Here is a 26,393-nt window from a genome sequence, read left to right as displayed (position 1 = left end):
TGTCCAGCCGAGTAGTGCACGCCCAATTGCGGCAAAGGCCCCGTCAGGGCTTGGGCGGACCGCGCTCACCCAGCTGTACTTGCCCTTGGCGCTCCGATTCCCGGATCGATTTGGAACGGCCCCGAGGCCGAAGGCCGGATGTCGAAGTCAAAGATGGACGTGGGAATGTAGACCGTGGAGCAGGAGTTCGGGATGTCGACGACGCCGGAAAGCCGGCCCTCGATCGGGGCGGCCCCCAGCAGCAGGTAGGCCTGCTCCGGGCTGTAGCCGAACTTGGTCAAGTAGTCGATCGCGTGCAGGCAGGCACGCTGGTAGGAAAGGTGCGAGTCGAGGTAGCGCTGCTCCCCGTCGAGGGTTACCGAGGTGCCGGAGAACGCAATCCATTCGCTGAACTGCGGTTCCACGTTGCCGGGCATGAAGATGGCGTTTTCATGGACGCCGTAGGTGTCCATGCCGCCCTTGATGATGTCCACCCGCAGATCAATAAACCCGCCCATCTCAATGGCGCCGCAGAAGGTGATTTCGCCGTCGCCCTGTGAGAAGTGCAGGTCGCCGACGGAAAGGTTGGCCCCATCCACGAACACCGGATAGAAGATGCGGCTGCCCTTGGAGAGGTTCTTGATGTCCTGGTTGCCGCCGTTTTCCCGCGGTGGCGCCGTGCGTGCGGCTTCGGCTCCCACGCGTCCCCACTGGTCCCGGGGCAGTCCGCCGAGCACTGCATGTTCCGCCTCCGGCGGCAGTGCCAGCGGAGGTACCCGGTGCGGATCGGTGGCGATCAGGTCACCTTCGCGTTTGTTCCACTTGGACAGCAGTGCGGCCGACGGCGCGGTTCCCATCAGCCCCGGATGGATCAGCCCGGTGAAGGACACACCGGGTATGTGGCGGGAGGTGGCCGTTTGGCCGTTGAAATCCCAGATCGCCTTATAGGCATCGGGGAACTGCTCGGTGAGGAAGCCGCCGCCGTTCTCGCGGGCGAAGATGCCGGTGTAACCCCAGCCCTGGCCGGCCAGCGGACCGGTGTCCTCCTGCGGGATGGGGCCGACGTCCAGGATGTCCACCACCAGCAGGTCTCCGGGTTTGGCTCCTTCCACCGCGAAGGGGCCGCTGAGCTTATGCACGGTCAGCAGCGGAGCGTTGAGGATGTCCTCGGCGGAATCGTCATTCACAATGGCGCCGTCGAACCACTCCCGGCAGTCCACTCGAAAGGACTCGCCGGGCTTGAGTACCTCCACCGGCGGGATCTCCGGATGCCACCGGTTGTGGCCCAGTTTTTCCTGGTCCTCAAACTTTTTGGACGAATCAAGGGGAAAGACGGCCTTGGGCATGATTGCTCCTTTTGCTGGCGGGGAACGTGGGGAATCAGTCGGGGCGGGGAAGCTTTCGGTGGAGCGGATTGGTGGTGATGTTCCCACCGGCGGTGCGGGGGGCCGGCCCGGGAGAGCGGACGACGGCGGGCTCCGCTGCCGAGCGCTTGGTGCTTTCGATCAACCGGTACGCGCTGGAAGAAGCGCGGGAGAGGTTGGGTGCAGTGAAGCGCCGGGCGGAGGGACTTCCGCAGGCAGGGCAGGGAAGGGAACCGGCCGCTTTGCCCATAGCAACGGAAATCTCGAAGTCTGAGCAGTCCGGGCAACGGTAGGCATAGAGCGGCATGTCATATCCCTTCAGGCATCTGCTGGAGCGGTCATGGAAGGACAAGCTGTGCTGCTCCGGCTTGCCCGTCAGCCTAGGAAGGGGCCCGTGGCGAGTCAACTATGTGACAGGAGGGAGCTGTGTGCGGTCCCTGCTGGTGCGAGTTTCGTCACAGAGGGGAGCCGGCAGCCCTAGTAACGGCGGAGTTTTGCACTCGGCCGGCAGTCTTCCGGAAATGGGAGCAGCCATCCCCAGTGGAATAATTTCTCTCATCATGAACTCTGACTCATCACCTCCCAGGCACGTCCCAGGCAGCATTGACGGATCAAGCGTTGCCGGTTCAGCAACGGGAGCTGCCGCCGCCGGCGGACCCGTTGGACGGGTCAAGAAGGCCCTGCAACACGTTGCCTCACCGGCTTTCGGCATCCACCCCGGGCTGGTCCCGGGCATCAGCGTCGAGGACACAGGTGTCAGTTATCCGACCCGGCGCGGTGTGTTCATTTCTGCCATGGCCATCTCCCTCGCCGTTCTGGCGTGGGCGATTTTTGCGCCCGACAACCTCAGTTCCGTGGGCGCCGGCGTACAGGCCTGGGTGGTTGTGCATTTCGGCTGGCTGTTTAACGCCACGATGGTTGCCGCTGCGGTCTTCATGCTGGTGGTTGGCTTCGGGCCGACCGGCAAGATCCGGCTGGGGGCCGACGACAGCACGCCGGAGTATTCCACGGCGTCCTGGATTTCCATGCTGTTCGCAGCTGGTCTGGGCATTGCGCTGATCTTCTACGGGCCGATGGAACCGCTCAGCCATTTCCTCTCCCCGCCGCCCTCGACCGATGCCGAGGCCGGCACCTCCGCCGCTATCCTGCCGGCCATGGCGACCACCTTCCTGCACCAGGCCAGTCTCGCCTGGGTCATCTACGCTCTGGTGGGCGGCGCCCTTGCCTACGCCTCGTTCCGGCGCGGCCGGTTGCCGCTGATTTCGTCGCTGTTTGAACCGGTGTTCCCCGACGGCAACAACCGGATGCTGGGAAAGATCATCGACGTTTCCGCCGTGCTGGTGACACTGTTCGGCACCGCGACCTCGCTGGGCATCGGCGCGATCCAGATCCGCACCGGAGTCTCGATCATCACGGGCCAGGAGCTGGGCAACGGTTTCGTCGTCGTCGCCATCAGCCTCCTGACGGTTGTCTTCACCATCTCCGCTGTCGCCGGCATCAAGAAGGGCATTCGGCTGCTCTCCAACCTCAACATGACCCTGGTCATTCTGTTGACGCTCTTTGTCCTGCTGGCCGGGCCGACGTTCTTCCTGCTCGACCTGCTGCCGGCCTCGCTCATCGCGTTTGTCGGCGACCTGCCGGACATGCTGACCGTCTTCGCCGGCCAGGGCGCCGAGCAGGAGGAATTCCTGACCGGCTGGACTACCTTGTACTGGGCCTGGTGGATCTCCTGGTCGCCGTTCGTGGGAATGTTCATCGCCAAGATCTCCAAGGGCCGCACCCTGCGCCAGTTCGTCACCGTCGTCGTCTTCGTTCCCTTGACCATCTCTGTCTGCTGGTACACGGTCTTCGGCGGTACGGCCATCTGGATGAACCGGAACGGGGTGGACCTGGCCGTGAAGGGCACCGGAGAGAACGTCATGTTCGATCTGCTGGCCAACCTGCCGTTCAGCTCCGTGACGCCCATCGTGTGCATGCTCGCGATTCTGGTCTTCTTCGTCACCGCCGCCGACTCGGCCGCCAACGTCATGGGCTCGATGTCGCAGTCGGGCCGGCCCGTGCCCTCGAAATCGGTGACCATCATCTGGTCGGCCGCACTCGGGCTGATCGCCATGTTCCTGCTGCTGGCCGGGGGCCGCAACGCCCTCTCGGGGCTCCAGGCCATCATGGTGACCTGCGCGCTGCCGTTCACCGTCATCCTCGTCGGCGTGATGATTTCCTGGGCCAAGGACCTGCGCAACGACCCGCTGATGATCCGGCGCCGGTATGCGGTGGAGGCCATCAGCGGCGGCGTGCGCCGCGGCATCGACGAGCACGGTGACGACTTCGTGTTCGGCACCGCCCATGTGCCGGAGGCCGAGGGCGCCGGTGCCGACTTTGAGAGCGACGACCCCGCCCTCACCGACTGGTATACGGATAACGTGCAGGAACCGGCCCCGGCAGATCCTGAAGCTTCCGGGGATCCCGAGGCTGCGACGGTAGAGGGGCCGGATAAGGCAAAGACCGGCGGCACCGACTAGCGGGGACAACCGGTCTCTTCCAGGCGGCCTCGAGCCACCACGTGGGAACGTAGTCAAGCACCCTTTACGTAAAGGGAGCTTGTCAGTACAGTTTCCTTTACGTGATGCTTCCATCGGCAGAGAGGCCGTGACATGAAGGTGAAAAAGACCCGCTGGGGACGAGCACGCTTTGGCGGCGGCACTTTTGCCCTGTGGGGCACGGCGCTGGCGATCGGCCTCGTGTTCTCCGCCGGTCTCGGCTGGCTCTTCAGTTGGTTGGGTGGGGGCGGGAATCCTCTGCTGGAGTTCACCGTGATGGTTTTTTGTACCTTGCCGGTTACCTCAGCGTTTGGGTGGGGCATGCTGGTTGACCGCTCCACCCTGGCCGGTGCCCCCGACAAGCCTGAGGATTCCGTTGAGTCCGCCTGGTATGACAAGGCGGCCGGCGGCGCCTTTGGAGACATCCTCCTTGTCGGAGGGCTCGGTTCCGTGGCGTTCACTTTCACACGGCTTGAGGCCGCCGCCGGCCTGGCCCTTGCCTGCGTGGTCGGATTCGCCATGCTCGACTTCGCAGCACGCTACCTGTGGCTGAAGAAAAACGCCTCCTGATGGAGAATGCGCTGGCTCAACGCCGCCAGGAGAACGGCTGGTCGCAGCAGCGGCTGGCTGATGAACTCGGAGTATCCCGCCAAACTGTCATTTCCATCGAGAAAGGCCGGTATGACCCCTCTCTGCCGCTTGCTTTTCGGCTCGCAGAGGTCTTCCACTGCCGCATTGAAGATCTGTTCACGCCCGACGCATAAGTGCCGGTTAGCTGTCAGCGGCGGCACTTCGCCGGGTGCGGGAGGTATGCGCCAGTTTGCACGCGATGGCGATGCACGCCACGAGCGCAACGGTGGAAAGCAGCTGTGTCCTGGCAGCCGGATCCAGGCAGGCCAGCACAAGGATGGCTGCCAGAAGGACCATGCCGGCCACCGTGAGGTACGGAAAGCCGCGCATCCGTAGTTTGAGGGCCTGGCCGGCACGGTCGGCCCTGCGGCGAAGCACAAACTGGGACAGCAGAACCGAAGCCCAGACCAGGAGAACGGTGGATCCGACGACGTTCAAGAGGGCGGGGAGCACCCGGTCGGGGAAGAAGAGCTCCAGCACAGTGGAGACAACCCCCACGGCCACCGAGATGAGCACGGCCAGAACAGGTGCTTTCGCTTTGTTGAGCCGCAGCAACGCCCTGGGCGCATCACGGCGTTCGGCCAGCGAATAGACCATCCGTGAGGCGCCGTACAGGTTGGCGTTCAGTGCCGACAGCAGGGCAACGGCCGCCACGAGGATGATGGCCGTTTCTGCCCCCGGAATCTTGGCCGTTGCCAGGACGGCAGCGAAAGGCGAGTCGAGCGCTTCGGAATCCCAGGGGATGACGGTGACAATGACAGCCAGTGAGCCGATGTAGAACACCAGGATGCGCCAGACAACGGTCTTGATGGCCTTGCCCACGCTGCGGGCGGGGTCAGCGGTCTCAGCTGCGGCAACGCTCACGATTTCGGTCCCGCCGAACGCGAAGATCACCACGAGCAGTGCCGAGGCAATGCCTGCCATGCCGGTCGGGGCGAAACCATCGTTTCCGAAGAGGTTGCTCAGTCCGGGGGAGGTGGTGTCGGGCAGCCAGCCGAAGATCAGGGCGGCGCCGATCGCGAGGAACGCGATAATCGCGACAACCTTGAGGATCGCGAACCAGAATTCGAACTCGCCGTAGTTCTTCACTCCGGTCACGTTGATCAGTGAGAAGACTGCGATGAAGAACAGGGCCATGAGCCAGACCGGCAGGGCCGGGAAAACCGAGGCCAGGAGGCCGGCGGCACCGATGGCCTCAGCGGCGATCACCACAACGAGCTGGAACCACCAAAGCCAGCCCACGGCCGATCCGGCTGTCTTGCCGAACGCCTTCTCCGTGTACACGGAGAATGCACCCGAACTGGGGTTGGCCGCAGCCAGTTCGCCCAAAGCCTGCATCACGATGATGACCAGCGCACCGGCCACCAGGTAGGAAATCAGGACAGCGGGACCGGCCGCCTGCACGCCGACTCCCGAGCCGAGGAACAAGCCGGCACCAATCGCGCTGCCCAGTCCCATCATGGTGAGCTGGCGGGAATTCATGGAGCGTCCCAGGCCGGACCGGTTCTCGGGTGGCGCGGGGCTGGTTGTCAGATCAGCGGTGGTCATGGTGCCTCACAAGCGTCAGGATGCGGAGGTGCTCCGCGTCGAAAAGATTTGGGGGGACTTGCCGGCAGTGCACTCGTCAGTGAGTGAAGCCCGCAGGCGCAAGCCCCGGAGTGACGCTAATCACAAATCGGGTCAGGAGCAAATCCACGGCTGAAAACTGTGCAATTTGTACAGCCGGAACCCCTCGGAATGGTATCTGGGGTGGCACTCTGTGTGGTGTCTGCTGTGCAGCTTGTTTCGAGTGACCTGCCTTACATAACCTCATGGGGCAGCGCGACGGCGTTGCCGTCTCATCCTTCAGTTCCGGCTCATCAGGAGAATCATGAACATCCCGCACCGTGCCGGGCTCGAGAAATTCCCGCCCTACCGCCAGGGAAAGACTCCCGCCGGCGTCGACGGCCTGGAGGCCTTCAAGCTCTCCTCGAACGAGAATCCCTACCCGCCTCTGCCTTCCGTGGTGGAGGCCGTTGCCGGCGCCGTGTCCAGTATCAACCTTTATCCGGAGATCGCGGCGGAGGAACTCCGCGGTGCGATTGCGTCCCGCTGGGCGGTTTCACCGGACAACATCGCGCTCGGCGCCGGGTCGGTGGAGGTTGCCAGCCAGATAATCCTCGCCGTGACCAATCCGGGGGACCAGGTGATGTTCGCCTGGCGGTCCTTCGAGGCCTACCCGCTTTTGGCCACCACGGCAGGGGCGGAACCGCAGCCCATTCCGCTGGCCGAGGACGGCGGCCACGACCTGCCGGCGATGGCTGCCGCAGTTACCCCGAGAACCCGCGTGGTTTTTCTCTGCAATCCGAACAATCCCACGGGTACGGTCCTCAACGCCGCAGCGGTGGACAGTTTCATTTCATCCGTCCCGGCGGATGTCCTTGTTGTCCTGGACGAGGCCTATGTCCACTTCAACCGCGACGCCGATACCGCCGTCGGGATCGATATGTTCCGCAAATATCCCAACGTTGCTGTCCTGCACACCTTCTCCAAGGCCTACGGGCTCGCCGGGCTTCGCCTGGGCTATGCCATTGCCGCACCGGACCTGGTCACCAACCTCCAGAAGGTGGCTGTTCCGTTCGGCGTCACGTCACTGGCGCAGCAGGCCGGGCTGGCATCCCTGAAGGCCGAAGATGAACTCCAGGAGCGGATTGACGTCCTCGTCGCTGAACGCCGGCGTGTGTACGACGCCCTGGTGGCGGCCGGGCTGCCCGTGCTTGCGTCGGAAGCCAACTTTCTCTGGCTCGACAGCCGGGACCGGACGGGCGCTCTCGCCGCGCTCTTTGAGGAGAACGCCCTTTCCGTCCGCGTCTTTCCGAACGAGGGCATCCGCATCACCATCGGTGCACCTGTTGCCAACAACAGGATTCTCACCGTCGCCCGTCAGGCAGCGGCCCTGCTGACACCACAGCATTGATCTCAAGGAACCGACATGACTGAACAACTGAACGTATCCGACGTCGTCGCGGAAGTGTGTGCGCGGCACACTGAGGTCGTGTTTGGGCTGATGGGAAACGGCAACGCGTTTTTCACCTCCAATCTCACGGCCCGCGGCCTGCCGTATGTCAGCGCCCGGCATGAGGCCGGAACCGTGGCCATGGCTGACGCGTATTATCGGGCCTCCGGAAAGATTGCCGTGGCAACCGTGACCTACGGAGCCGGCTTTACCAACTCCCTGACCGCCCTCACCGAGGCTGCCAAAGCCCGGATTCCCATGGTGCTGGTTGTGGGCGAGGCTCCCACAACCGGAGCCCGGCCGTGGGACATTGATCAGCTGATGGTCGCCCGGGGCCTGGGGGTTTCCACCCTGACCGTCTCCGCCGGGAATGCCGGACGCCTCACCGAAGAGGCCTGGGGCACCGCCAAGAATGAGCGGCGTCCCGTGATCGTGTCCATTCCCTATGACCTCGCCAATGAAGCTGCCGGTCCCCAGGAGCCGGCAGCGCATCCGCAGCCTGCCGTGCGGGTGCTGCCGGACCCGACTGCCGTGGAACGCGTCGCGGCACTGATCAACCGTGCCAGCCGCCCCCTGATCCTGGCGGGCAACGGTGCCGTAGTCTCCGGTGCAGGGCCCGCCCTGGTGGAACTGGGGGACAAGATCGGTGCGTTATTTGCGACTTCCCTCATGGCGCGGAATTACCTCGATACGCCGTGGGATTTGGGCATAGCGGGGGGCTTTGCGCGAATGGCTCCGCTGCAGCTCATGCGCTCCGCCGACCTCGTCCTCGTTGCCGGTGCCAGCCTGAACGCCTTCCAAGCGCGCTACGGATCCCTCTTCGCTGACGACGCCGAGGTCATCCAGATTGATGAAGCCGATGCGCCCACGAACCCCCGGGTTTCGAGCTTCATTCAGGCCGATGCCCGGGAAACCGTTGTGGCACTCACGGAAGCAGTTTCCGCTGTGCAGGGCGGGTGGCGGACGCAGCATCCGGAAGTGACCGCGCCGTCGTTCACCTCTGACCCTGCCGCGGACGAGTTCGCAGCCGACGGGCGGCTGAATCCCCGCGCCGTGGCGCAGCAGCTCGACGCCGTCCTGCCCGCCAACCGCACCATCGTCCAAGACGGCGGCCACTTCTGCGGCTGGATCCCCATGTACTGCCAGGCACCTGACCCGCAGGGCCTCATGATGGTCGGTACCGGGTTCCAGTCCATCGGCCTGGGCATCCCGGCAGCCGTGGGCGCAGCCGTGGCCCGTCCGGACCGGACCACAGTGCTGATTGCCGGCGACGGCGGGGCCCTGATGGCCCTGGCGGATCTGGAGTCGGCCGTGCGCGCCATCCCGAGCGGGGTCATGGTGGTGTTCAACGATGCAGCCTACGGGGCCGAGATCCACCAGTATGCCGCGCGTGGCCTTGATGACACAGCCATGCAGATACCCGAGGTTGACTTCAGCGCGCTGGGGCGTGCAATGGGGGCGGACGGCGTAAAAATGCGTTCGCTGGACGACCTGCAGGTCCTCAGGAAATGGCTCGCTGACGGCGCCGAGGGCCTGTTTGTGCTTGATGTGGCGGTCACGCAGAGCGAGGTGGCCGATTACATGCGCGAAAGCATGGCACCCATCCTTGCTGAGGCGTCTGCCGGGTAGGGAATAATAGCCCCGTGAAACACAATTAGCATTTGCTGGATTTCCCTGCTAGTTGCGAAGTGTTTGTATTAGCGCTGATAGTTTTCCAATTGTTATGAATTCGGGAAATGCCAAACTAATACGCTAAGGTCATTCGTTATGAATTCTGACCCTTCACGTTTTGACGGAGCGGCAACCAGCATTGACAGGCCGCCGACAACCGGTCCGCAGGAACAGAAACCCGGTGGGCGGCCCGTTGGGCGGGTGAAAAGAGCACTGCGCCACGCGGCCTCGGAACCAACGTTCGGCATCCACCCCGGGCTGGTTCCGGGCATCAGCGTCGAGGACACGGGGGTCAGTTTTCCAACCCGGCGCAGCGTGTTCATTGTCGCGCTGGCTGTTTCCCTGGCAATCCTGACGTGGGCAACGCTTGCGCCGGCCCACCTGAACCTGGCGGGCACCACTATGCAGGGCTGGGTGGTGGTTCACTTCGGCTGGCTGTTCAACGCAACCGTCGTGGGCATTGTGATCTTCATGCTGGTGGTCGGGTTTGGTCCCACCGGCAAGATCCGCCTCGGTGCCGACGACAGCACCCCGGAATATTCGACCCTGTCATGGATCTCCATGCTGTTCGCCGCCGGTCTGGGCATCGGCCTGATCTTCTACGGTCCTATGGAACCGCTCAGCCACTTCCTGAGCCCCCCGCCGTCAACGGATGCCGAGGCAGGGAGCTCCGACGCCATCCTGCCTGCCATGACGGACGCCTTCCTGCATCAGGCGTCCATCGCCTGGTGCATCTACGCCCTGGTGGGCGGGGCCCTGGCTTACGCCTCCTACCGGCGTGGCCGGTTGCCGTTGATCTCCTCCCTGTTTGAACCGGTCTTCCCGGACGGCAATAACCGGGTTCTGGGCAAGATCATCGATGTCTTTGCCGTTTTGGTCACCCTGTTCGGCACCGCGACGTCGCTGGGCATCGGCGCCCTCCAGATCCGAACGGGCGTTTCGATGATCACCGGGGAGGAACTGGGTAACGGGTTCGTCGTCGTGGCCATCACCATCTTGACGGTTGTCTTCACCATCTCTGCAGTGGCAGGCATCAAAAAGGGTATCCGGCTGATGTCCAACGCCAACATGACACTGGTTGTCCTGCTTGCAGCCTTTGCCCTGCTGGCGGGACCGACCTTCTTTGTGCTGGATCTTCTGCCGGTTTCCCTCATTGCCTTTTTCGACAACCTGCCGGACATGCTCACGGTCTTTGCCGGCCAGGGCGCCACGGAGGAGACGTACCTGACGGCCTGGACCACGCTGTACTGGGCCTGGTGGATTTCATGGTCCCCGTTCGTGGGAATGTTCATTGCAAAGATTTCCAAGGGCAGGACGCTGCGCCAGTTTGTCGCCGTCGTGGTCTTTATCCCCTCGGCCATCTCCATCGTCTGGTTCACCATTTTCGGCGGCAGCGCCATTTGGATGAATCTGAACGGCAGGGACATGACGGTGGTGGGCGCCGGGGAAAACGTCATGTTCGATTTGCTGGGACATCTTCCGTTCAGCACCGTGACGTCGATTGTCTGCCTGGTGGCCATTCTGGTCTTCTTTGTCACCGCCGCGGACTCCGCAGCCAACGTCATGGGGTCCATGTCCCAGTCGGGGCGGCCGGTCCCCTCGAAGTCGGTGACCATCGTGTGGGCTTCCGCGCTTGGACTGATCTCCATGGCGCTGCTGCTGGCCGGCGGACGCAACGCACTCTCGGGGCTGCAGTCCATCATGGTGACCTGTGCCCTGCCCTTCACCATCATCCTGATCGGCGTGATGGTGTCGTGGGGCAAGGAGCTGCGCAATGATCCCTACATGATTCGCCGCCGGTATGCGCTGGAGGCCATTAGGGGAGGGGTGCGCCGGGGTATCGGTGAGCACGGTGATGACTTTGTCTTCGGTGCCGCTCCCGTGTCGGAGGACGAAGGAGCCGGCGCCGACTTTGAGAGCGATGACCCCGCGCTCACCGAGTGGTACACGGAGGCCGTGCAGGATCCGGACGTCGTGGAGGGCCCGGAGGAGCGGCCGGACAAGGTAAAAGCCGCCACCGCCGACTAGCGCCTGGACCGGGGTGAGCCGTTGCTGCCCGGGGTGAAAGGGAAGCGGGAACCATCTTGGTTCCCGCTTCCGCGGTTTAACGGTGCCCCGTTAGGTATCGCTCCGCCCTTTGCAGTTGGCCGGTGCTCGTTGCCGGGGACGTCCCCGTATACCCCCGAGTCCCGGACACGGGGACGGGATCTCGTCACACTACGCCGCATATCGGCCCGGTGCGGTTAGGATGATCCCACCTCCAAACCAAGCAAGTGCTTTGCTAACGGAAATCGAACGGACATTGACAGTCCGACGGCGCATTGATGTATCCGAGCAACGAAAGTGAATAGATGACAACGACGTCAGAGCTGCCTCAGGCATCCTCCTTTCCCCGAGTATCCGCTCCCTCCACGGCAGCAACCAGCTCCGCGACCAAGACCGCCGGCCACGTGATTGTTGATTCGCTGGCTGCTCACGGAGTGGAGCGGGCCTACGTGGTGCCCGGCGAAAGTTTTCTGGATGTGCTGGACGGACTGCACCAGTCAGCGATTGAAACCGTCGTCTGCCGGCATGAAGGCGGGGCCGCCTACATGGCCGAGGCCGCAGGCAAGATGCAGCAGCTGCCGGGCATCGCCATGGTTACCCGTGGCCCGGGTGCGGCAAACGCGCACGTCGGCCTGCATACGGCCTGGCAGGATTCCACGCCCATGGTGCTTTTCGTGGGCCTGATTCCGTTCGAGCACCGGGACCGTGAGGCGTTTCAGGAATTCGATATCAAGGCCTGGTTCGACACCGGCGCCAAACGGGTGATGGTCCTGGACCACGCCGATCGGGCGTCCGAGATTGTGGCCGAGGCGATCTTTGCCGCGATGAGCGGCCGTCCGGGCCCCGTCGTCGTCGGCCTTCCCGAAGACATCATCCGCAAGGAAATCAGCGCCGACCTGCATCCGCCGATTCCGGTTGCTCCGGGCGGCATGACAGTGACGGACTGGAAAGCGCTGAAGGCTGCGCTGAAGGAAGCGGACAAGCCGCTGTTTGTCACCGGCGGCAATGACTGGACGCAGGAAGGCGCAGACGCCCTGACCCGGTGGCTGGAGGAACACCACCTCCCCGCCGCCGCTGAGTGGCGATGCGAGGGAACCGTACCCTTCGACTCACCCTCCTATGTCGGGCCGATCGGGTACGGCAGGCCGAAGCCCACGTACGACCTGCTCGAAGAGACGGACCTGCTGGTCTTTGTCGGTACCGTGCCCGGTGACGTGCTCACCGATGGTTTTGTCGCCAGGCAGGACTGGGGCAAGAAGAACTTCCTCGTCACGATCGATCCCTCGCTGCGCGGCCGTTCCGGTCCGGTTTCCTATCAGATCGTCGCCAAGCCGGATGTCTTTGTCCGTGACCTGGTGCTGATGGATCTGCCGGTGAAGGACGAGTGGAAGGCCTGGACCTCCCGCATGCGCGGTGAGCAGGAATCGTTCGCCGCCCTGCCGCCCGCCGGACCGCAGACCGGGCAGGCACGGATGGATACCCTGATGGCGCATCTGGTGCCGACGCTGCCGGATGACGCCATGGTCACCCTGGGTGCAGGCGAGCACACCAACTGGGCCCACCGCTATTTCCCCACGAATCGGTACGCCTCCATGGTCAGCGCCCGTAACGGTTCCATGGGCTATTCCGTGCCATCGGCGGTAGCTGCGTCGCTGACCTACCCGGGCCGGCGCGTGGTCACCATCGCCGGCGACGGCGAGTTCCTGATGAACGGCCAGGAGCTGGCCACGGCCGCCCAGTACGGGGCCACCCCGCTGGTGATCGTCATGGACAACCAGGAATATGGCACCATTCGAACCCATCAGGAGCGCCACTACCCGGAGCGGGTCTCCGGCACCCAGCTGAAAAACCCCGAGTTTGCGCTCATGGCCCAGGCCTTTGGGGGCTTCGGAATCAAAGTGGAGCGCGACGCCGATGTTCCCGCGGCCATCGAGGCTGCGCTGAAGGCTATCGATGAGGACAAGACCTTTGCGCTCATCCACTTGGTTGTCGAGCAGCGCGTCAAGGCGTACTGAGCGTACTGAGGAAGGGGTCGGCTGTCCGCGGCCATCTGGCTGCGGCTGCGCCCGGCCAAATCCCTCCACTTGGGGAAAAGGCGACCGGTTTGGGATTTTGCTGCCGCTGCGGAACGGCAGGGATCTCCCAAACCGGAGGGGATTTCCCAAACCGGAGCAGACGACGACGCTGCCTGCCTTTCAGGCCGGTATCGACTGGCTGACGATACACACCAGCCCCCGAACCCTAGGATGGAGAGGTGACCGGAACCTCGAAATCTCCCAGCCCGTCCGCCGCCGCCGCATCCTCCGCATCCTCCGAGCCGAAGGCGGGAAGCAATCTCAGTTCGCTGCAGGCCGCCCGCTCCGCGGTGGCCGCACTGACCGCGGCAGGGGTGACCGACGTCGTCATTGCCCCGGGATCGCGCAGCGCCCCGCTGGCCTACGCGCTGGCGGAGGCCGAGGTGCAGGGACGGGTGAAGGTGCACGTGCGGATCGACGAACGCGTTGCCGGGTTCACCGCGCTGGGCCTGGCCCGCGGCGGACACCGTCCGGCCGCCGTCGTCACCACCTCCGGCACGGCGGTGGGCGAACTGATGCCCGCCGTCATGGAAGCCCACCACGCCGGCGTGCCGCTGGTGGTGCTCTCCGCCGACCGGCCCGCGGAGCTGCACGGGACCGGCGCCAACCAGACCACCGTCCAGCCCGGGATCTTCGCCGAGTTTCCGGCCTCCACGGCGAATGTCCGCGCCGGAGATGACCCTGCCGGAGCCATCGGTGCAGCCATAGCGGCGGTCGGCGCCGGCAGTCCGGTGGGGCCGATCCACATCAACCTGCAGTTCCGCGACCCGCTGATCCCGCAGGACGGCGACACCGCCGAACAGGCAGTCCCCGACGCCGAAACTCCAGCCGAGCTCCCGGCAGAACCCGTCGCCACCGGCCGCGAGGCAGCGGCCCTGGCCAACCACCCCGGAACGCACCGCGCCGTGGTCATCGCCGGCGACGGCGCCGGCGAGATTGCCGCACTGTTTGCCCGCCGCGCAGGATTGCCTCTGCTGGCCGAACCGTCCTCGAACGCCCGTTTCGGCCCGAACGCGATTGGCGCCTACCGCCTGCTGCTGGAGGAACTGGGCCCGGAGGTCGAGCGCGTGGTGGTCTTCGGCAGGCCAACCCTGTCCCGACCCGTCGCCGGACTGCTCGCCCGCAGGGACGTGGAGAAGGCCATTTACGTACCGCGCCCGGTGAACTGGTTCACTGCCGGACGCCGCCCCGAAACTCTCATCACCGACTTGGCCGGACTGTTCGACTTTGTCGGCGAAGGCACTCCCGGCTGGCTGGAGCGCTGGCAAACCGCCTCCGCCGCGGCGATGGCCGCGGTATCCTCGCTGCTCGACAGGGAGAGTGAACTAAACGGCCTGCACGTGGCGGATCTGGTGTGGGACCACACGGACGGCAACCTGGTGCTGGGCTCTTCCAACCCCATCCGGGACATGGACCTGGTGGCGGCCCCGGACTGGCATCCGCTGGACGTCTACGCCAACCGCGGCCTGGCCGGCATTGACGGCACCATTGCGACGGCGGCCGGCATTGCGCTGGCCAACGGCATCCCCACCCGGGTGCTGCTGGGCGACCTCACCTTCCTGCACGACGCCGGCGCCCTCCTGCTCGGCCCCGACGAACCTGAGCCGGACCTGCAGCTGGTGGTGCTGAACGACGGCGGCGGCGGCATCTTCTCCACGCTTGAGCACGGGGCGCTGGGGGAGCGCGAGGAGTATGCCGCCGTCGTCGAGCGCTTCTTCGGCACCCCGCACACCGTGGACATGGCCGCCCTGGCCGCCGCCTACAGTGTGCCGCACACGCTGGTCCGCACGGCGGACGAGCTCGACGCCGCCCTGGACGCCCCCGTCACGGGCCGCTCCATCCTGGAGGTTCCGGTGCGCCGGGACACCCTGCGGGAACTGCATGCGGCGGTCAAGAGCGCCGTGCAGAACGTGCTCAGGTAACTTTCCAGGGCACCAACAAAAGCAGCCCTCCCGCACGTGGCGTGCGGGAGGGCTGCTGCGTCCAGGCGTGAAGTCCTAGAGCACCTTGGAGAGGAACTCGCGGGTGCGCGGGTGCTGCGGGTTATCCAGCACGTCCCTGGGGCGGCCCTGCTCGACGACGACGCCGCCGTCCATGAACACCACGCGGTCACCGACTTCGCGGGCAAAACCGATCTCGTGGGTCACCACCATCATGGTCATGCCCTCTTCGGCCAGCTGGCGCATGACGGCGAGGACGTCGCCCACCAGTTCGGGGTCCAGGGCGGAGGTCGGCTCGTCAAAGAGCATCATGTCCGGGTCCATGGACAGCGCCCGGGCAATGGCCACACGCTGCTGCTGACCGCCGGAAAGCTGCGCGGGGAACGAGTCGCCGCGGTCGGCCAGGCCCACCTTGGCCAGGTTCGTTCTGGCGATTTCCTCAGCCTCGACTTTGCCGCGCTTCTTGGCGCGGCGCTGGGCGAGAGTGAGGTTCTTCAGCACGTTCAGGTGCGGGAAGAGGTTGAACTGCTGGAAGACGATACCGATCCGGGTGCGGACCTTGTCCAGATCCGTCTCGGGATCGGTGATGTCCACGCCTTCCACCAGGATGGTGCCGCTGGTGGGCTCCTCCAAGCGGTTGACGCAGCGCAGCAGGGTGGACTTGCCGGAACCGGACGGGCCGATCACGCACACCACCTCGCCCTGGTCCACGTGGAAGTCGATGCCCTTGAGCACCTCTTTGGAACCGAAGCTCTTGTGCAGGTTCTGAACCTGGATGGCGGGAACCGCTTTGCTGGCGGCGGCGGGGGAGCTGGATGCTGCAGTACTCATGGCAGTCACCGGCCTCTCTGGTTGTGGCGCTCAAGCTTGGCTACCAGCTGCGTCAGCGGCAGCGTGATGATGAGGTACATCAGTGCAGCCAGCACCAGCGGAGTGGAATTGGCGTTTTGGGACACTGCGTCGCGGGCGAACGTTGTCAGTTCGCGGTCCGCCAGCGCCATTCCGGCAATGAACAGCAGCGAGGTGTCCTTGATCAGGATGACGAGTTCGTTGGTCAGCGGCGGGGTGATGATGCGGAACGCCTGCGGCAGGGTCACGGACACCATGGTCCAGGCCGGGCCCATGCCCAGGGAACGGGCCGCTTCGATCTGGCCGGCCGGTACCGCCTGGATGCCCGCGCGGATGGTCTCGGCAATATACGCGGCCGAGACCACGATCAAGGCAATGAGGCCGCCTCCGGCATTTCCTCCGGGCCACTGCCAGGAGAAAGCGATCGGCACGGCGAAGGCAAACGCGAAGATGACCAGCAGAGCCGGGAGCCCGCGGAACAGTTCAATGTAGGCCGTCGCGGCCCAGCGGTAGGGTGCCACGGGGGAGAGCTTCATCAGGGCCAGGATCAGGCCAAGTGCCAGGCCGCCGGCAAAGGCGATGGCGGTGTAGATGATGGTGTTCTTGACGGCCACGGTGATGATCGTCGGGAAAGCCTTCTTGGCCACTTCGGCGTCAAAGAAGTTCACCCCGATAGCTTTCCAGTCCGCAAGCAGGACGATGGCCAGAACGGCCAGGATGAAGACGACGTACAGGACGCCCCGGAAGAGGCGTCTGCGGGTGGAGGGTTTCAAGGTGGAGCCTTCCGCGGAAGATATGTGTGGCGCCGCCCCGGAGTGGGTCACAAACCGGGACGGCGGAACGTTCAGTGCTTGTCAGGGCTTATTCGGCAAAGTACTTGTCGTAAATTTCGGTGTATTTGCCGTTCTCCCGGAGGTCGGCCAACTGGGCGTTGACCTCTTCGATCAGGGCAGTGTTTTCCTTTTTGGTGGCGAAGCCGTAGGACTCGTCCGTCTCGTATTCTTCTACGATGTCGTACTCGCCCTCCTTCGTGTGGTTCGTGTTCACGGCGATGTCCTGGAGGATGGCGTCGATGCTCCCGGCCTGAATGGCCTGAAACAGCTCGCCGTCGCCGGGGTACTCAAGGATCTCTGCGCCCTCGACGTTTTCCTGTGCATATGCGGCACCGGTGGTGGACTGCTGCACACCTACGCGCTTTCCGGCCAAATCGTCGATGCCCGTAATGTCCGAGCCTTCGGGAACCATGAGCGTCTGCAGCGAGTCATAGTAGGGATCACTGAAGAGCAGATTCTCCGAGCGTTCGGGCGTAATGGTGACTGCGCTGGCGCTGAGGTCGCACATTCCCGCGCTGACAGCCGTACCGCCCTGAATTGCTTCAAAGGCCGACTGCTGGATCTCTGTTTCCAAACCCATGCCGGTGGCGATTTCCCGGATCAAATCAATGTCAAAGCCGGTATATTCTCCGTCCTCGACATATTCGAACGGCACGTAGGGGATTTCAGAGCAGACCTTCAGGGTTCCTTCCGAAACCAGGCCGAGTCCCGAGTCAGCGGCACCGTCGGCGGATGAATCGTCACCGCCGCAGGCGGTCAGGGCCAAGGCGGTTAGCGCCACTGTGGCGAGAGCGGTTCGGCGTGCATTGTTCAGCATGGATTTACAACCTTTTCGTGGACGGACCCAGTGGCGATTGCCCCTTTATAAACAGATGAAAGCACTCTAGATTCTACGCATGTCACATTTCATCGGGGTACTGAACACGACGGCGCCGTTCGCGTATTGGGCTCCGCCTACGCGTTATTCGGTGAAGTACTTGTCGTAAATCTCCTGGTACTTGCCGTTGCTGTGCATCTCGGCGAGCTGGGCGTTGATCTCAGTGATCAGCTTTTCGCTGCCGTCCTTCTTTGCAGCCAGACCATAGGATTCACCGGTGGAATAAGTTCCGGCGAGGGTGAAATTCTTGTCATCCGCGTGCTTGAGGTTTACCGGCAGGTCTTGGAAGACGCCGTCAATGTTGCCGGCCTGCAGTGCCTGGAACAGATCCGCGTCCGTCTGGTAGGCGATAACCTCGGTGTCGGAAGGTGCATTGTCACGGGCATAGGTTTCGCCGGTGGTGCCCTGCTGAATGCCGATTCTCTTGCCGGACATGTCCTCCAGCGACTTGGCCGGAGAGTCCGCAGGAACCAGCAGTGACTGCAGCGAGTCGTAGTACGGATCGGAGAACGCGAGGTTTGCTTCGCGCTCCGGGGTGATGGTCATGGCCGCGGCGATCAGGTCGCACTGGTTGGCGGCCAGGACGGTGCCGCTCTGCAGGCCGTCGAAACTGGCGTTCTGCACTTCCAACTCCAGGCCCATGCCGGCGGCGATCTCACGGCTGAGGTCCATGTCGAAGCCGGTGTACTCGCCGTCCTCGCCTACATATTCAAAGGGCTCAAACGGAACGTTGGAGCAAACCGTCAGTGCGCCGTCGTTCACGATCGGAATCCCGGATTCCGTTTCCGCAGAACCGCTGCCGCCGCTGCAGGCAGTGGCGGTCAGGGCGCCGATCGCCAGGATGGCGGCCAGGGCGGTGCGTGTTTTGTACAGCATGGGAATTACAACCTCGAAATCGGAAAGGGACGGGACCGGCCGGCGGGGCCGGTGCTGCTGCCTGAGTTATGCATAAATATGCACGGTCACTCAATTATACGCACTCCGAAGCGGTGCGATACACAACCTTCGTCACACCGTCAAGGGTGGCGCTTAAAGTTTAGGAGCAGGCGGCCCTGATCGCTAAGCTCGGGATCCGGCCACGGCACCGCGGACGCGGTCCAGTTCCAGTGCTTCGAGCATGGGACGGAACTTGCTCCAGGTTTCCGCCAATTCGGCGGCCGGATTGGATCCGGCCACAATGCCGCAGCCTGCATACAGCCGCACCGTGCGGGGGTCCTCGATGACGGCTCCGCGCAGGGCGATGCCCCATTCGCCGTTGCCTGCGGCGTCCATCCAGCCCACGGGGCCGGCATAGGGTCCGCGGTCCATGTGTTCAAGTTCACTGATCAGTTCGCCGGCAACACTGGTGGGGAAGCCGCAGACTGCCGCGGTGGGATGCAGCGCCTCCACCAGGGCAAGCGACGTCGGGATTCCGCCGTCGGCACCGGGCGCCAAATCGGCGGCCACGTCGGACGCGAGGTGCCAGACGTTGGGCAGTTCCAAGACAAACGGCTCGCTGTGCGAGGTCATGGAGGAGGTGAAGGGCTGCAGCTGGCGGGTGAGCGAATCAATGGCGATCTGGTGTTCATGACGCTGTTTGTCGGACCCGGCCAGCACCCGCAGCGGATACTCCGGATCATCCGCCGGCGCCGTGGCACGGTCCAGGGTGCCGGCCAGGACGCGGGCGCGGGCGACGCCGTTCTCCACCTTGATCAGCATTTCGGGCGTGGAACCGATCAGGCCGTCCACCGAATAGGTCCAGCAGCTGCGGTACCGCAAAGCCAGCTCGCGCAGCACCTGCGCCGCAGACAAGGGCGAGCCGAGGGATGCCACAATGTCGCGGGCCAGGACAATCTTGCTGAGGTCCCCGGCGTTGATGTGCGCCACCGAGCGGGCCACGGCGTTCTTCCACTCGGCCTCGCTGAGGATACCGGGCAGGATGCGGTCCTCAGGGTCCGGCTCACGCGCAACCGGAACTTCATCCAGATACAGGTCCAGGGCCGACCGGGCGGAGGCCGGGCTCAGCTCGGCCTCGGGATCTGCTGTGGTCTGCGTAATCCAGGTGACACCGTCACGTGAACCCACCACGATCTCCGGGACGATGAGCCGGGATTCAAACGGAGAGCGTTTGGAGAATCCGAAGGATCCGAATGCTGCCAGGCCGCTGCCGGGAACCGACAGCGGATTCTCGATTTCGGCGTCGTCCGCCAGCTTCAGCCACCACTGTTGCGCGTCCGCGAAGCGTTCGGGGCCGCTGGAGGTGAAACGGGCACTTTCACCGAAGCCCACCAGCCCTTCTCCGCTGCGGATCCAGGCAAGCTGGTCATTAAGGACCAGATACTCCAGCAGCCCGATTGTGGCGGACAGCTCACCAATGGGCACGGTCAGGGAACGCAGGGTGGTCATAATGACTCCAGCCTACTCCTCACGCGGATGTGTCCCGGGCGGCGTTCCCCGCCGCTGAAGGCACGGGGACCTTACTCGGTGAGGCGGAAGACACCTGCAGCTGCGCGTTCGGTCCCGTGGACATTCTTTGAGACAATGATCGAGTGAAGCGCGCATCGTTGGAAAAACGCCCTGATGAAGTCGCTGCCATGTTTGACGACGTGGCACCGAAATACGACGTCGTGAATGACGTGCTGTCCCTGGGACAGACGCGCCGTTGGCGTCGTCTGGTCGTGGACGCCGTTGGCGCCCAGCCCGGCCAGCGGGTCCTTGACCTGGCCGCCGGCACCGGTACCTCCAGCGAACCCTACGCCGACGCCGGCATCAACGTAGTTGCCTGCGATTTCTCCCTGGGGATGCTCAAGGTGGGCAAGCGGCGCCGTCCGGACATCGACTTCGTGGCCGGCGACGCGACCAATCTGCCGTTCGAGGACAACTCCTTTGACGCCTCCACCATCTCCTTTGGCCTGCGCAACGTGAACGAGCCGAAAAAGGCGCTCTCCGAGATGCTGCGGGTCACCAAGCCCGGCGGCCGTCTGGTGATCGCCGAGTTCTCCTCTCCCACCGTTCCGGTGTGGCGGACCATGTACACCGAATACCTGATGCGGGCCCTTCCGCCTATCGCCCGCAAGGTTGCTTCCAACCCCGATGCCTACGTTTACCTCGCCGAGTCCATCCGCGCCTGGCCCAACCAGGACGGACTGGCGGCCTGGATTTCGGAGACCGGCTGGGATGATGTGGCCTACCGCAACCTCTCCGGCGGCATCGTGGCCATCCACCGTGCCGTAAAGCCGGGGAGGACAGCCATCTAAGTGAAGGTCCTTATTGTTGGTGCCGGTCCCGCCGGTTCCACCGCTGCCTATTACCTGGCCCGTGCGGGAGTGGACGTTACCGTCCTGGAAAAGACCTCCTTCCCCCGGGAGAAGGTCTGCGGCGACGGCCTGACGCCCCGTGCTGTCCGCGAGATCCAGCTCCTCGGCCTGCCCCATGAAGAATCAGAGGGCTGGCGCCGCAACAAGGGCCTTCGCCTCATTGCCGCGGGCCGCACCGTTGAACTTCCCTGGCCGGTGCTCTCCGATTTCCCCGATTACGGACTGATCCGCACCCGCCTGGGCTTTGACGAGGCGCTGGCCCGCCACGCGCAGGCGGCCGGGGCGCTCATTCTGGAGCGGCACTCGGTCACCTCCGCGCTGCGCAGCGATGACGGCCGGGTTACCGGGGTAGTGGCCAACGTGCTCGACGACGCCGGCCGGCGCACCGGTGAAACCCGCGAATTCTCCGCCGACGTGGTGCTGGCGGCGGACGGCAACTCCAGCCGCACCGCGCTGAGCCTGGGCATCGAAAAGCGCGACGACCGGCCGCTGGGCGTGGCCGTGCGCACCTACTTCGAAAGCCCGCGCAGTAATGATGACTGGATGGAAGGCTGGCTGGAACTGCCCGACGCCGCCGGAAATCCGCTGCCCGGTTACGGCTGGGTCTTCGGTGTTGGCGACGGAACCTCCAATGTGGGCCTGGGGATCCTGAATTCCTCCAAGGAATTCGGCAAGCTGGACTACCGCAAGGTCCTGCGCGACTGGACCGCGGGTATGCCCGCCGAGTGGGGTTTTTCTCCGGAAAACCAGGTGGGGGAGATCCGCGGTGCGGCGCTGCCGATGGGCTTCAACCGCACCCCGCACTACTCTCCGGGGCTCCTGCTGCTGGGCGACGCCGGCGGCATGGTCTCGCCATTCAACGGCGAGGGCATTTCCTACGCCATGGAATCCGCGCGATTCGCCGCCGACTTCATCGTGGCAGCCGAAGCCGAGGCACGCACTCCCGGAATCCTGTCTGTCCCGGCAGCCTTTGATTACCGGCTTTCGGGCTACGCCGAGCATATCCGCGCAGAGTGGGGAAGCCACTTCACCCTGGGCCGGATCTTCGCCGGACTGATCGGCAAACCCGCCATCATGAAGCTCGCGCTGCGCACCGGAATGCCGCTGCCCGTGCTGATGAAGTTTGTGGTGCGGATGCTGGCCAACCTCACGGACCGCAGCAACAAGGGTTTGGAGGATAGAGTTATTGCCGTGCTGGAAGCCCTTGTCCCGGCAGCCTCGAACCAAGACGATCCATCCCGCCCGCTGTCCATCCCGCTCCGACGAAAAGTTAGTTCACACCGTGACTGAATCCTCGAACACCAGCCCGGATACTGCCGCTGACGACGCCGCGCCCGCACTGCCGGCAGGATTCGCGCTTATCGCCGAAGACCCCCAGCTGGGCCCTTCCATTGCCGCTGCCCTGGAACTGGTGGAAGCCCGGCTCCTTGAAGCCATCTCCAACTCGGATCCCTTTGCCAACGCCACCTCGCGCCATCTGGCCCAGGCCGGCGGCAAGCGAATCCGCCCGCTGCTGGCGCTGCTGGCTTCTCATCTGGGTCCCAACCCGGTCAACGACGACGTCATCCAGACCGCCGTCGTCGTTGAACTGACGCATCTGGCCACGCTCTACCACGACGACGTCATGGATTCCGCGCCCCTGCGCCGCGGTGCGCCCACGGCCCACGAGGTGTGGGGAAACTCGGTGGCGGTGCTGACCGGAGACCTGATCTTTGCCCGCGCCTCCTCGCTGGTGTCCGAGCTCGGCGGCGAAGCCCTGGGCATTCAGGCCCGCACCTTTGAACGGCTCTGCATGGGCCAGCTGCATGAAACGGTGGGACCGCGCGAGGGCCAGGATCCGCTGGAACACTACCTGTCCGTTATTTCCGGCAAGACAGCTTCGCTGATCGCCGCCGCCGGTGAGTTCGGCTCGCTCTTCTCCGGCGCAGACCGCCGGGCCGTCGACGTCATGGTGGAGTACGGGGAGAAGGTGGGCACCGCGTTCCAGCTGGCCGACGACGTCATCGACGTCACCGGACTCGAGGCCAAGTCCGGCAAGACACCTGGTACTGACCTGCGTGAAGGCGTGCCAACACTGCCTGTGCTGCTGCTGCGCCGCAACGCTGCTGCGGGCGACGCCGATGCTGCCGCCGTACTTGAGCTGGTGGACGGTGACCTGAGCTCCGATGCAGCTCTGGCCGCAGCCGTGCAGGCACTGCGGGAGAACCGGGCCACTGCCGAAGCCTGGGCGGTTGCCCGGCAGTGGTCCGATGAAGCCGTTGCCGCGCTGGAACCGCTGCCGGACACCGTGGTGAAGCAGGCGCTGGCCAGCTTTGCCGTGGCCGTGGTGGAACGGGACGTCTAGGGCGCACCTTAGCGGACGCGTCCACCTCCGGCAATCCTTATAAGTATCCTTACTGTAATTTTCTGCAGGTCAGAAGGCACATTCCGGGTCTCTGCAACGCTGTGAAGCACTACGTCGTAGTACATTCCAGGGGGAGGGACCATGAGCCAAGTTGTGGCCACGCGCCGTGAAGTGCAGCAGGTCGGGGCGGTGCCGGCCAGGTCCTTGCCGCAGAAGGCTGATGTGACGGGCTGGTGGGTGCTGACGGTGCAGCCAGCGCGTCCGGAGGTGTGTGACGCCGCGGTGAGGCACGTGGCCACGCCACTGATTGCTCAAGCCAGATTGTGGGGGGCCGAGCGGAGTTTCTACACACGGCATCTGGATGCCAGGGAACCGAGCGTGCAGGTGCATTTTTTGGTCCGAGGCGAGATCGCGGGCCGCCTGAAGGGCTTTGCACAGGCTCTCGCGCTCCAGTGCTCGCCCCAGCTGGGGGAGCTGGATCTGAAACACCGCGGCGAATACCCGCCACCCCAGGGCGGGCCAGCCACGCCGCACGTCGAGGCAGTCATGGCTTCCTTCGGAGGTATCAAGGGTATTGCGCTCACCTGCGAAGTGGCGGAACTCTCCTCGGACCTCGCGGCCTGGGGGCTGGGCCGTTTTGAGGCCGCCGGCACCCGCTCGGCGCTTGCGGCCCTGCTTCTCCACGACACGGCTTATGCCCTGATGCGCGGACCCCGTTCGGCATTGTGGCCGGATCGCCGGGCGCTTAGCTGGGACTACTACTGGACGAGGCATCTGCGCAGCTGCACGGACTCTTTTGGGCCCCAGGCAGAACGCGCACGCCAGGCCCTGACATTGCGGACGGCAACGCAGGCCGTTCAGACACTCAATATCATGTCTGCCATCGCTTCCGAGCCGTCCGTCGACAACTGCCGTAAGCGCTGGAGTCGCGCTGTGGATTCTTACCTGTACCAGGCGGATAAGGCCCGCATCAGCCGCAGCGCGGAGTTCCTGACCATTTATCAGAGCCGAAGGTTACTCAACCGCTTTGGCATTACTCCACCGGAGGAAGCCGCGCTTGGCCTTTACTCCCATGCCTGGAGCCAGGACCGTGAACCCAAGACTGACCGGTCACGGCCGTAGGGCCGGGGCTGGAAATCCTCGCGGCGCAGCATCAAAGCCGGTTCGGTCCGCCTATAGGACGCCCTATAGGACGGCGCGAAGTTCGGCGGCCTTGCGGGCCCGCACCGCGGGATCCACAATCGGGCGCTTGGGCGTGAAATAGAGCCCGTCATTGTTCCAGCGGGGGAGCACATGCTGGTGGTAGTGCCAGACGTGCTGACTGCCGGCGGGCTCGTTGTGCTGCCGGGTGGTGACGCCGTCGGGATGCCACGCCCTCTTGATGGCCACCGCCATGTCCCGGGTGACAATCATGAGGCGGGCTGCGACGTCGTCGGGCAGTTCATACAGCAGCTCAAAATGTTCCCGGGGCGTCACCAGGACGTGGCCCGGCTCCGGATCGAAGCCGTGTGAGGCGATGAACGCCAGTACCAGCTCATCGGAATACACCAGGTCCCCGGGCTCGCAGAGGTTGTCCGGGAACGCGAAGTCCCCGGACGCCATGTCGCAGAACGGGCACTGATAGTTTTCCGGCGCGTGGCTGGGCCACACCTCATCAACGGTGCCGGGCTGCTGCATTCGCAGGCTCCTTCCGGGAAAGGTTAGTTGGGATCTTCCTCGAAGACCCACTCGAACATGTCAAAGACGTATTCGCTGAAGGTGCCCTCTTCGCTCTGCCAGTCGCCGCGGGCGTTGTTCCGCCGCCACACGATCGGGTCCGGCACATCGAGCTGGTCCACGCGGAAGCCCCAGACAAACTTCTCGTCCTCGTCTTCGAGGAAGAGCAGGTAGCCGTCTTCGATTTCCAGCTCGTCCGGATCCCAGAAGAAGTGGTACGCCTCCATGAGGTCTTCGCTGTTGCCCAGGGCAAGGTAGAACTCCCGGAGCACCAGGGGGATGGTGAAGTCATGGGCGTCGAGCATCTCGTTGAGGATTTCAGCGGGGATGCCGTCTTCTTCTTCGCGCCAGTCGTCCTCAAGGTACTTGGGGACCAGGGCTTTGAATTTGTCCAGGAACATTTGACTCAATGGGGTCTCCAAAATTGCGGATGGTGTACTTCAATCCTAGCCGCGGGCGGAGGCAGCCCGGTGCACTCGGAAGCCGGGGCCAGGGAAGGCGGGGTCAGGGCAGGCGGCGGGCCAGGCCGGGATAGTCGATGACCACACCGTCAGAATCCACGGTCAGCTCGGCGGTGAACCCGCGGGAAGTGGAACTGAAGAGGACCACACCGTAACCCCGGTCCTCGCCGTAGGCCGAAACCTGGGAATAAACCTGATCGCTGGGGAGCACCCGCAAGCTTGGCATTTCCACCCGGGCCATGGTGAGTTTGGTGTCATCCGCAGGAGCTGAGGCGTTCAGCAGGTCCAGGCGGAGGATGGGCATGGTGTTGGTCAGAGGACACAGGTCAAGGTCAACGTCCTGGGCGTTGTCCAGCGCGCCGGCGTCCTCGATGCCGGGAGCAGGCAGCCCGGAGTTCCCCGATACCTGCGTGTCGGCAGTCCATTTTCCTTCGGGGGAGCGCGTGAGCTCCAGGGAACGCGACCAGCTAGGTGCTTCGACCCGGATGCAGAAGCGGGTGGTTACCCAGCCCGGAGAAGTGGAAAGGGTCCACGAGGCGGTGTACTCCTCGGCGACCGAGGTGCCGCCGGCAGCCAGTTCCCGGTCCCGGAACGATACGGCTGCGGTGTCATGGCGTGCGGTGTCTTCCAGGCCCTGCCAGCGGAGAGTTCGGGCGGGTTGCACGCAGTTTTCCATCCCCCCACATTATGGTTACCGGGCGGTAGGCGGCAACGGGAGGTTTTGGTGCTTGCTGTGCGGAAGGAGCGGCGGGCCCATGCAGTTGCGCTGGTTGGCGCCCC

The 26,393-nt window shown here is 64.4% G+C and carries 23 protein-coding genes; 12 read left to right on the top strand and 11 right to left on the bottom strand.

All coding sequences use genetic code 11. From position 1 onward, the window contains the following. Window positions 1-65 precede the first annotated feature (65 nt). Both fmdA and CXR03_RS02775 read right to left on the bottom strand, forming a co-directional pair. A complete protein-coding gene (gene fmdA, locus CXR03_RS02780; RefSeq protein WP_104101777.1) occupies window positions 66-1,325 on the bottom strand; it encodes a formamidase in 1,260 nt (419 codons plus the stop codon). Between the two features lie 34 nt (window positions 1,326-1,359). Next, a complete protein-coding gene (locus CXR03_RS02775) occupies window positions 1,360-1,650 on the bottom strand; it encodes an FmdB family zinc ribbon protein (protein WP_104101775.1) in 291 nt (96 codons plus the stop codon). Between the two features lie 253 nt (window positions 1,651-1,903). Here CXR03_RS02775 and CXR03_RS02770 point away from each other — a divergent pair, with 253 nt between their 5' ends. From CXR03_RS02770 to CXR03_RS02760, 3 genes are all read left to right on the top strand, one after another. Continuing rightward, window positions 1,904-3,862 (top strand): BCCT family transporter, encoded by a 1,959-nt coding sequence (locus tag CXR03_RS02770; protein WP_181034473.1) that lies wholly within the window; start codon window positions 1,904-1,906, stop codon window positions 3,860-3,862. Between the two features lie 132 nt (window positions 3,863-3,994). Further along, window positions 3,995-4,450, top strand: a complete 456-nt coding sequence (locus CXR03_RS02765; protein WP_104101772.1) for a hypothetical protein — start codon at window positions 3,995-3,997, stop codon at window positions 4,448-4,450. Continuing rightward, the gene (locus tag CXR03_RS02760; RefSeq protein ID WP_104101770.1) at window positions 4,450-4,644 is read left to right on the top strand and encodes a helix-turn-helix transcriptional regulator; all 195 of its coding nucleotides are present in this window, start codon (window positions 4,450-4,452) and stop codon (window positions 4,642-4,644) included. The genes CXR03_RS02765 and CXR03_RS02760 overlap by 1 nt, the downstream gene beginning before the upstream one ends. A 7-nt stretch (window positions 4,645-4,651) precedes the next feature. Here CXR03_RS02760 and CXR03_RS02755 read toward each other — a convergent pair whose 3' ends face one another. Further along, window positions 4,652-6,058, bottom strand: coding sequence for an amino acid permease (locus CXR03_RS02755; protein ID WP_104101769.1), 1,407 nt, complete (start codon window positions 6,056-6,058; stop codon window positions 4,652-4,654). Window positions 6,059-6,380: 322 nt separating this feature from the next. Between CXR03_RS02755 and hisC the strand changes: the two genes are divergently transcribed. From hisC to menD, 5 genes are all read left to right on the top strand, one after another. Then, complete coding sequence (gene hisC, locus CXR03_RS02750; protein ID WP_104101767.1) at window positions 6,381-7,466, top strand: histidinol-phosphate transaminase; 1,086 nt, start codon at window positions 6,381-6,383, stop codon at window positions 7,464-7,466. A 15-nt stretch (window positions 7,467-7,481) separates the two neighbouring features. Then, entirely contained in the window at window positions 7,482-9,134 is a 1,653-nt protein-coding gene (locus CXR03_RS02745; protein ID WP_104101765.1) for a thiamine pyrophosphate-binding protein, read from the top strand. Between the two features lie 138 nt (window positions 9,135-9,272). Beyond that, window positions 9,273-11,204: a BCCT family transporter gene (locus CXR03_RS02740; protein ID WP_104101763.1), complete on the top strand. Its 1,932-nt coding sequence runs from the start codon at window positions 9,273-9,275 to the stop codon at window positions 11,202-11,204. Window positions 11,205-11,527: 323 nt separating this feature from the next. Continuing rightward, window positions 11,528-13,237, top strand: coding sequence for a thiamine pyrophosphate-dependent enzyme (locus CXR03_RS02735; RefSeq protein ID WP_104101762.1), 1,710 nt, complete (start codon window positions 11,528-11,530; stop codon window positions 13,235-13,237). Between the two features lie 239 nt (window positions 13,238-13,476). Then, window positions 13,477-15,219 (top strand): 2-succinyl-5-enolpyruvyl-6-hydroxy-3-cyclohexene-1-carboxylic-acid synthase, encoded by a 1,743-nt coding sequence (menD, locus tag CXR03_RS02730; protein ID WP_104101760.1) that lies wholly within the window; start codon window positions 13,477-13,479, stop codon window positions 15,217-15,219. Between the two features lie 75 nt (window positions 15,220-15,294). Here menD and CXR03_RS02725 read toward each other — a convergent pair whose 3' ends face one another. The 5 genes from CXR03_RS02725 to CXR03_RS02705 all read right to left on the bottom strand — a co-directional run bounded on the left by CXR03_RS02725 (window position 15,295) and on the right by CXR03_RS02705 (window position 20,184). Next, window positions 15,295-16,068, bottom strand: coding sequence for an amino acid ABC transporter ATP-binding protein (locus tag CXR03_RS02725; RefSeq protein ID WP_104101758.1), 774 nt, complete (start codon window positions 16,066-16,068; stop codon window positions 15,295-15,297). A 5-nt stretch (window positions 16,069-16,073) separates the two neighbouring features. Further along, entirely contained in the window at window positions 16,074-16,859 is a 786-nt protein-coding gene (locus CXR03_RS02720; protein ID WP_104101756.1) for an amino acid ABC transporter permease, read from the bottom strand. Between the two features lie 88 nt (window positions 16,860-16,947). Further along, window positions 16,948-17,736: a transporter substrate-binding domain-containing protein gene (locus tag CXR03_RS02715; protein WP_104101755.1), complete on the bottom strand. Its 789-nt coding sequence runs from the start codon at window positions 17,734-17,736 to the stop codon at window positions 16,948-16,950. Between the two features lie 144 nt (window positions 17,737-17,880). Next, window positions 17,881-18,672 (bottom strand): basic amino acid ABC transporter substrate-binding protein, encoded by a 792-nt coding sequence (locus CXR03_RS02710; protein ID WP_104101753.1) that lies wholly within the window; start codon window positions 18,670-18,672, stop codon window positions 17,881-17,883. A gap of 183 nt (window positions 18,673-18,855) precedes the next feature. Further along, entirely contained in the window at window positions 18,856-20,184 is a 1,329-nt protein-coding gene (locus tag CXR03_RS02705; RefSeq protein ID WP_104101752.1) for an isochorismate synthase MenF, read from the bottom strand. Window positions 20,185-20,324: 140 nt separating this feature from the next. On the opposite strand from CXR03_RS02705, the gene CXR03_RS02700 reads away from it, so the two are divergent. The 4 genes from CXR03_RS02700 to CXR03_RS02685 all read left to right on the top strand — a co-directional run bounded on the left by CXR03_RS02700 (window position 20,325) and on the right by CXR03_RS02685 (window position 24,558). Then, complete coding sequence (locus CXR03_RS02700) at window positions 20,325-21,032, top strand: demethylmenaquinone methyltransferase (RefSeq protein ID WP_104052963.1); 708 nt, start codon at window positions 20,325-20,327, stop codon at window positions 21,030-21,032. Then, a complete protein-coding gene (locus tag CXR03_RS02695; RefSeq protein WP_104101750.1) occupies window positions 21,033-22,382 on the top strand; it encodes a geranylgeranyl reductase family protein in 1,350 nt (449 codons plus the stop codon). It abuts the gene before it with no gap. Further along, the gene (locus CXR03_RS02690) at window positions 22,375-23,436 is read left to right on the top strand and encodes a polyprenyl synthetase family protein (RefSeq protein WP_104101749.1); all 1,062 of its coding nucleotides are present in this window, start codon (window positions 22,375-22,377) and stop codon (window positions 23,434-23,436) included. Before CXR03_RS02695 ends, CXR03_RS02690 begins: the two co-directional genes overlap by 8 nt. Window positions 23,437-23,577: 141 nt before the next feature. Then, window positions 23,578-24,558, top strand: a complete 981-nt coding sequence (locus CXR03_RS02685) for a lantibiotic dehydratase C-terminal domain-containing protein (protein WP_104101747.1) — start codon at window positions 23,578-23,580, stop codon at window positions 24,556-24,558. Window positions 24,559-24,621: 63 nt separating this feature from the next. Here the strand turns inward: CXR03_RS02685 and CXR03_RS02680 are convergent, their stop codons facing one another. The 3 genes from CXR03_RS02680 to CXR03_RS02670 form a co-directional block, all read right to left on the bottom strand. Beyond that, window positions 24,622-25,113, bottom strand: coding sequence for an HIT family protein (locus CXR03_RS02680; protein ID WP_104101746.1), 492 nt, complete (start codon window positions 25,111-25,113; stop codon window positions 24,622-24,624). A 23-nt stretch (window positions 25,114-25,136) separates the two neighbouring features. Then, window positions 25,137-25,562: a hypothetical protein gene (locus CXR03_RS02675; RefSeq protein WP_104101744.1), complete on the bottom strand. Its 426-nt coding sequence runs from the start codon at window positions 25,560-25,562 to the stop codon at window positions 25,137-25,139. Between the two features lie 94 nt (window positions 25,563-25,656). Then, window positions 25,657-26,277 carry a putative glycolipid-binding domain-containing protein gene (locus CXR03_RS02670; RefSeq protein WP_258073462.1) on the bottom strand — a complete coding sequence of 207 codons (621 nt, stop codon included), beginning with the start codon at window positions 26,275-26,277 and terminating at the stop codon, window positions 25,657-25,659. Window positions 26,278-26,393 lie beyond the last annotated feature (116 nt).

It is taken from the genome of Arthrobacter sp. 08Y14 (assembly GCF_002929455.1).
Lineage (GTDB): Bacteria > Actinomycetota > Actinomycetes > Actinomycetales > Micrococcaceae > Arthrobacter_B > Arthrobacter_B sunyaminii.
Note: the sequence above shows the minus strand (reverse complement) of the source record. Positions and strands in the feature narration are given on the sequence as shown.